The following is a 5485-nucleotide window of genomic DNA, read 5'->3' as shown; positions in this document are numbered from 1 at the left end:
ACCTCAGTACGCGCTGTCGACGTTGTCCATCGAGCCGTACTTGTCGGCCGCGTAGTTACAGGCGGCGGTGATGTTGGCTACCGGGTCGTAGATGTCCCAGGAGGTGCCGGGGACGTGCCAGGTCTTGAACGTCGGCGGGATGACCTGCAGCAGGCCCTTCGACGGGACGCCGTTGATGGCGTTGATGTCCCAGTCGTTGATGGCCTTCGGGTCACCGGCCGACTCGCGGATGATGTTGCGGTGGATACCGTCGTAGGACGCCGGGATGTCGTGCTTCTTCAGGACGTCGAGCGACTCGCGGATCCAGCCGTCGAGGTTGTTCGGGTAGCTCTTGGCGGCGGCCTTCTTGGCCTCGGCGCGCTTGGCGTCGCGGCTCGCGGCCTCCTTGGCCTCGCGCGCGGCCTCGGCCTTCTTCTTCGCGGCCTCGGCGTCGGCCTTCTTCTTGGCGGCAGCCGCGGCGTCGGCCTTCTTCTTCGCCTCGATCTGCTCGGCCTTCAGGCTGGCACCGGCCATCTGGTCGGTGACGCTCGCCTTCACGTCCTTGATCTGCTGGTTGCTGAACGCCACCGGAGCCGACTGAGCGGCTTCCGTCGTGGTCTTCGTCGAAGCGCCGCTCGGCACCGCGGAGAACCCGATGGCGGCGGCACCGAGGGTGGCGACACCCGCCATGGCGATCTTGTGGTGACGGGTCAGGTTACGACTGGGGCCACGGCTGAAGATGTTCTTGGGCATGGTGGTTGGACCTCTTCGAATAGCGCGGGAGTCGCTCGGCGTCCGGCGTTGGACTCGGTGTGTTTCCGACACAAACGCCGCGGAGGTGAACCCACGGCGCTGAGCGACGGCAGCCATTCTTAGCGGCCGCAAAATGGCGTGGCAAAGGTGTGACGTACGAAGGGAGATAGTGGATCAGGGAAGGGCAAATCGGGGCAGACTGGACCGTATGTGCCGCTCAATAGGTGCGGCTTTGTCTCCTACGTCCGTTCGTACGTGACGTGGGTCCTATGCGAGGGCTCACATCGGGCGGGTCCCGGTCTCACTGGCAGTTGCTTGAGCAATGCTCTGTGTGAGCGGCCTGTCACGGCTCTGCCCCGGCAGGACGAGGTGCACGTCCCCGAACTCGTGCCACAGGTAACGGCCCTGCAGTGCGGCCTCGTATCCGCGCTCGACCGTCGCCCGCCCCGCGATCGCCTCCAGCATCAGCAGATGTGAGGCCTGTGGTTCGTGCAGCCCGGTCAGCAGCCCGTCCACCACCCGCACCCCGCGCTCCGGGGTCACCACGAGAGAGGTCCACCCCGCCCGCGGCCGGACGACCCCGTCGGCACCCGCCGCCGACTCCACGGCCCGCACCGCCGTCGTCCCGACCGCGAGAACCCGGCCCGCACCGGCCTTCGCGGCGTTGATCAGCCGCGCCGACGCCCCGGGCACCGCGAAGCGCTCCGGATACGGCGGCTCGTGCGCCTCCGCCGACGCCACCCCCGTGTGCAGCGTGACCGGCGCGAACCGCACCCCCCGGCCCACCAGCTCCGCCACCAACCCTGCCGTGAAGGGCCGCGCCGCACTCGGCATCTCCGCACTGCCCGCCCCGTCCGCCGACGGCAGCGCGAACACCGTCTGGTAGACGGACAGCGGCTGGTCCCGCTCCGTGTAGGAGTAGCGAATGGGCCGCCCGTACCCCCGCAGCAGCCCCAGAACCCCGGGCCCGGACACCCGCGCCCACCACAGCCGCCCGCTCCGCCCGCTCAGCGGCTCCTCCAGAACCAGCCGTACGCCTTCCGGCAGGCACACTTCCGTACCCGCCGGCCCGGCCGCACGCGCGCGCGTGGTGCCCCGCCCGTCGGGCTCCCGCAGCTCCACCGCCCAGCGACCGTCGTCCCCGGAGGTGGAGAAGTGCACCACCACGCGTGCGTGCCCGATCCGCCCGTCGACGGCCGCCGCCAGCGTGGCCGAGGTGTTGACCACGAGCAGATCCCCCGCCCGCAACAGCCGCGGCAGCTCCGTGAACGTGTGATGCGCCACCCCGGCACCCCGCGACACCAGCATCCGTACGGAGTCCCGGTCCAGCCCGGGCCCCCGCTGCTCGACCGGCACCCGGGCCGACAGCTCCTCCGGTACGCGCACGGCCGGTGTCATCGGGCCCCGTCCAGCAGAGCCGGAGCCCCGTACCGCCCGCTCGCCGGACGCTCGTCCAGCAGCCGCAGGAACCCCGGCACCACAGCCGCCGGCTCCGGCCGCGGATCATGATCGTCCGGTACGGCCGCCGCGTACAGGTCCGTGGCCATGTCCCCGGGATCCACCGCCCAGACCCGCAGCCCCGGCTCCTCCGCGGCGAGCACCGCCACCAGCTGGTCCAGAGCCGCCTTGGACGCCCCGTAGCCGCCCCAGGTCTCGTACGCCTCGGCGGCCGCGTCCGAGCTGACGGCGACGACTGTGCCCGCCCCTGAAGCCCGCAGCGGCGGCAGCGCCTCCTGGACCAGGCCGAGACCCGCCACCAGGTTCACCTCCAGCGCCCGGCGCAGCCCCTCCAGGGGCAGCTCCTCCAGTCGCACCAGCGGCTCGGCGCCCAGCGCGCTCGCGTTGTGCACCAGCAGGTCGACGCCGCCCAGCCGCCCCGCCGCCGACACCAGCTCCGCCCGGTGTCCGGCGTCGGTGACGTCCCCGGGCAGGGCGGTCACGCGCGTGCCGTGCGCGGAGACGGCCCTGGCCGCCTCCGTCAGCGCCCCGGCGCCCCTGGCATCGAGCACCAGGTCCCAGCCACGCCCTGCCAGGGCCTCGGCGAGCGCACGGCCCAGGCCCTTCGAGGCCCCGGTGATGATCGCAACCGGCATGATCGGCTCCCCTCGTCGTGATCTCGTGCCCTCAACGTAGGAACGGAGCCGCCTTGACCACCTCGGACGCGGGCCGCAATCCACCGGGTCCCTTCGCCCTAAGCCACAGGCCCGGCGCCCCCGGTCCTACGCCGCGCCGCCCTTCCGTCTCGGCCCCGCGACCTAGGCCCACCGGACCGGGCACCCGCCGCCACCGGTCCGATCCGCGCTGTCACAGCCCGCCGGTACCGTGAGGACATGAGTCACGGTCCCCGGTCCGGCCTCGCCGCGGTGAGCTCCGCGTTGCTGGCCATGAGCAGGCATCTCGAGGTGCGCGACGTCCTCAAGACGATCGTCGCCTCGGCCCGCGAGCTGCTCGACGCGCAGTACGCCGCGCTCGGCGTGCCGGACGATCACGGCGGCTTCGCCCAGTTCGTGGTCGACGGCGTCAGCGAGGAGCAGTGGAAGGCCATCGGCCCCCTCCCGCGCCAGCACGGCATCCTGGCCGCGATGCTGCACGAGGCCAGGTCCGAGCGCCTCGCCGACGTCCGCAAGGACCCCCGCTTCGAGGGCTGGCCCAAGGCCCACCCCGACCTGGTCGACTTCCTGGGCCTGCCGATCCGCGACGGCGACGAGGTGATCGGAGCGCTCTTCCTCGCGAACAAGAACTGCGAGAAGCCCGAAGGCGGCTGCGGCTTCACGGCGGACGACGAGGAACTCCTCGGCATCCTCGCCCAGCACGCGGCCATCGCCCTCACCAACGCCCGCCTCTACGAACGCAGCCGCGAACTGACCATCGCCGAGGAGCGCTCCCGCCTCGCCCACGAACTGCACGACGCGGTCAGCCAGAAGCTCTTCTCCCTCCGCCTGACGGCCCAGGCAGCGGCCCGCCTGGTGGACCGGGACCCCTCCCGCGCCAAGGGCGAACTCCATCAGGTGGCGGTGTTGGCCGCCGAGGCCGCCGACGAACTGCGCGCCGCGGTCGTCGAGTTGCGCCCCGCGGCCCTCGACGAGGACGGCCTCGTGGCCACCCTCCGCACGCAGGTCCAGGTCCTCGACCGCGCCCACACCGCCCGCGTGACCTTCGCCTGCCATGGCGTGAAGGCCCTGCCCGCTTCCCAGGAGGAAGCCGTCCTGCGCGTCGCCCAGGAGGCCCTGCACAACGCCCTGCGCCACTCCGGCGCCGACCACGTCGACGTGACCCTGGACCGCCGCGACGGCGGAGCCGTCCTGCGGGTCACGGACGACGGCTGCGGCTTCGACCCGCAGGCGGTGCGTCGCGCGGGACGCCATCTGGGCCTGGTCTCGATGCGGGACCGGGCGAGCGGCGCCGGCGGCACGCTGACCGTGGAATCGGTGCCCGGCAAGGGCACCACGATCGAGATGGAGGTCCCCGGTGGCTGACGTGATCAAGGTACTGCTCGTCGACGACCACCAGGTCGTCCGCCGGGGCCTGCGCACGTTCCTCGAGGTGCAGGACGACATCGAGGTCGTCGGCGAGGCCGCGGACGGCGCCGAAGGAGTCGACCGCGCCGAGGAGTTGAGGCCCGACGTCATCCTCATGGACGTCAAGATGCCGGGCATGGACGGTGTCGACGCCCTCCGCAGACTCCGCGAACTGGACAACCCCGCGCGCGTGCTGGTCGTCACCAGCTTCACCGAGCAGCGCACGGTGGTGCCGGCCCTGCGCGCGGGCGCCGCCGGATACGTCTACAAGGACGTCGACCCCGACGCCCTCGCCGGAGCCATCCGCTCCGTCCACGCCGGGCACATCCTCCTCCAGCCGGAGGTCGCCGGCGCCCTGCTGTCCCAGGAGGAGGCCAACTCGGGGCCGGGAAGGGCCGGCTCGCTCACCGACCGGGAGCGCGAGGTACTCGGCCTGATAGCGGACGGCCGCTCCAACCGGGAGATCGCCCGCGCGCTCGTCCTCTCCGAGAAGACCGTCAAGACCCACGTCTCGAACATCCTGATGAAGCTCGACCTGTCCGACCGAACCCAGGCCGCGCTGTGGGCCGTTCGCCATGGTGTGACCGGCTGACACGCTCACCCCACGGCAACGCGGAAGGTTCCAGTCCGGACCGAGATTCATACTGTCGTGGGAATGTCCCTCGCATGGCGCATCCTCGGTGGATCTCCGCCGTTCTCCAGTGCGTGCCGCGGCGCCTGCCGCGGCGATCGCAAGGAGGGCTCAGAAGTGAAGAACCTGAAGAAGGCCGCTGCCGTGACGATGGTGACCGGTGGACTGCTGGCCGCCGGTGCGGGCATGGCCTCCGCCACGAACGGCTCGCACGCCGACGGCAGCGCCATCGGCTCGCCGGGCGTCGCCTCCGGCAACGTGATCCAGGCCCCGGTGCACGTCCCGGTCAACGTCTCCGGCAACAGCGTGAACGTCATCGGCGTCCTGAACCCGGCGTTCGGCAACCTCGCCGTCAACCACTGACTTCACCTCAGCTTCGAGCCGAAGGTGACCCCGGCCTCCCAGCCCCGCCTGGGAGGCCGTTCGCTTGCCCGCGCCGCGCCCAGCCTGCGGGCATGCGTGCCGCGAGGGGCGGCACGGGTGGGCGCAGGGCGGCACCCCGCTACGCCGGGCCGCGCACCCCCCCCCCCCCCCCCCCAAACCCCCCCCCCCCCCAACCCCCCGTAACCGCACCCCCCCCCCCCCCACCACCACAACCGGGTTT

6 protein-coding genes are annotated in these 5485 nt (G+C 72.0%); 3 read left to right on the top strand and 3 right to left on the bottom strand.

The genetic code is table 11. The annotated features are described in order from the left end of the window. Positions 1-3 precede the first annotated feature (3 nt). The 3 genes from ACFTZL_RS35855 to ACFTZL_RS35845 all read right to left on the bottom strand — a co-directional run bounded on the left by ACFTZL_RS35855 (position 4) and on the right by ACFTZL_RS35845 (position 2825). On the bottom strand, positions 4-732 hold the full coding sequence (locus ACFTZL_RS35855; RefSeq protein ID WP_382591837.1) for a transglycosylase SLT domain-containing protein: 729 nt from the start codon (positions 730-732) through the stop codon (positions 4-6). A gap of 279 nt (positions 733-1011) precedes the next feature. Next, positions 1012-2130: an S-adenosylmethionine:tRNA ribosyltransferase-isomerase gene (locus ACFTZL_RS35850; protein ID WP_382591834.1), complete on the bottom strand. Its 1119-nt coding sequence runs from the start codon at positions 2128-2130 to the stop codon at positions 1012-1014. After that, positions 2127-2825 carry an SDR family NAD(P)-dependent oxidoreductase gene (locus tag ACFTZL_RS35845; protein WP_382591831.1) on the bottom strand — a complete coding sequence of 233 codons (699 nt, stop codon included), beginning with the start codon at positions 2823-2825 and terminating at the stop codon, positions 2127-2129. The genes ACFTZL_RS35850 and ACFTZL_RS35845 overlap by 4 nt, the downstream gene beginning before the upstream one ends. A 237-nt stretch (positions 2826-3062) precedes the next feature. Here ACFTZL_RS35845 and ACFTZL_RS35840 point away from each other — a divergent pair, with 237 nt between their 5' ends. From ACFTZL_RS35840 to ACFTZL_RS35830, 3 genes are all read left to right on the top strand, one after another. Beyond that, positions 3063-4208 carry a GAF domain-containing sensor histidine kinase gene (locus ACFTZL_RS35840; RefSeq protein WP_382591828.1) on the top strand — a complete coding sequence of 382 codons (1146 nt, stop codon included), beginning with the start codon at positions 3063-3065 and terminating at the stop codon, positions 4206-4208. Then, positions 4201-4842, top strand: a complete 642-nt coding sequence (locus tag ACFTZL_RS35835; RefSeq protein ID WP_382591825.1) for a response regulator — start codon at positions 4201-4203, stop codon at positions 4840-4842. Before ACFTZL_RS35840 ends, ACFTZL_RS35835 begins: the two co-directional genes overlap by 8 nt. Before the next feature lie 156 nt (positions 4843-4998). Continuing rightward, positions 4999-5244, top strand: a complete 246-nt coding sequence (locus ACFTZL_RS35830; RefSeq protein ID WP_382591822.1) for a chaplin — start codon at positions 4999-5001, stop codon at positions 5242-5244. Positions 5245-5485: the final 241 nt, after the last annotated feature.

Origin of the sequence: Streptomyces sp. NPDC056948, from assembly GCF_042674225.1 — a bacterium.
GTDB classification, from domain to species: domain Bacteria; phylum Actinomycetota; class Actinomycetes; order Streptomycetales; family Streptomycetaceae; genus Streptomyces; species Streptomyces purpurascens.
This window is presented reverse-complemented; position numbering and strand designations above follow the sequence as displayed.

What these genes read in the sequence shown, in the direction of transcription:
- ACFTZL_RS35855 (WP_382591837.1), bottom strand. Translation starts at nt 732, where the DNA reads ATGCCCAAGAACATCTTCAGCCGTGGCCCCAGTCGTAACCTGACCCGT.
- ACFTZL_RS35850 (WP_382591834.1), bottom strand. Translation starts at nt 2,130, where the DNA reads ATGACACCGGCCGTGCGCGTACCGGAGGAGCTGTCGGCCCGGGTGCCG.
- ACFTZL_RS35845 (WP_382591831.1), bottom strand. Translation starts at nt 2,825, where the DNA reads ATGCCGGTTGCGATCATCACCGGGGCCTCGAAGGGCCTGGGCCGTGCG.
- ACFTZL_RS35840 (WP_382591828.1), top strand. Translation starts at nt 3,063, where the DNA reads ATGAGTCACGGTCCCCGGTCCGGCCTCGCCGCGGTGAGCTCCGCGTTG.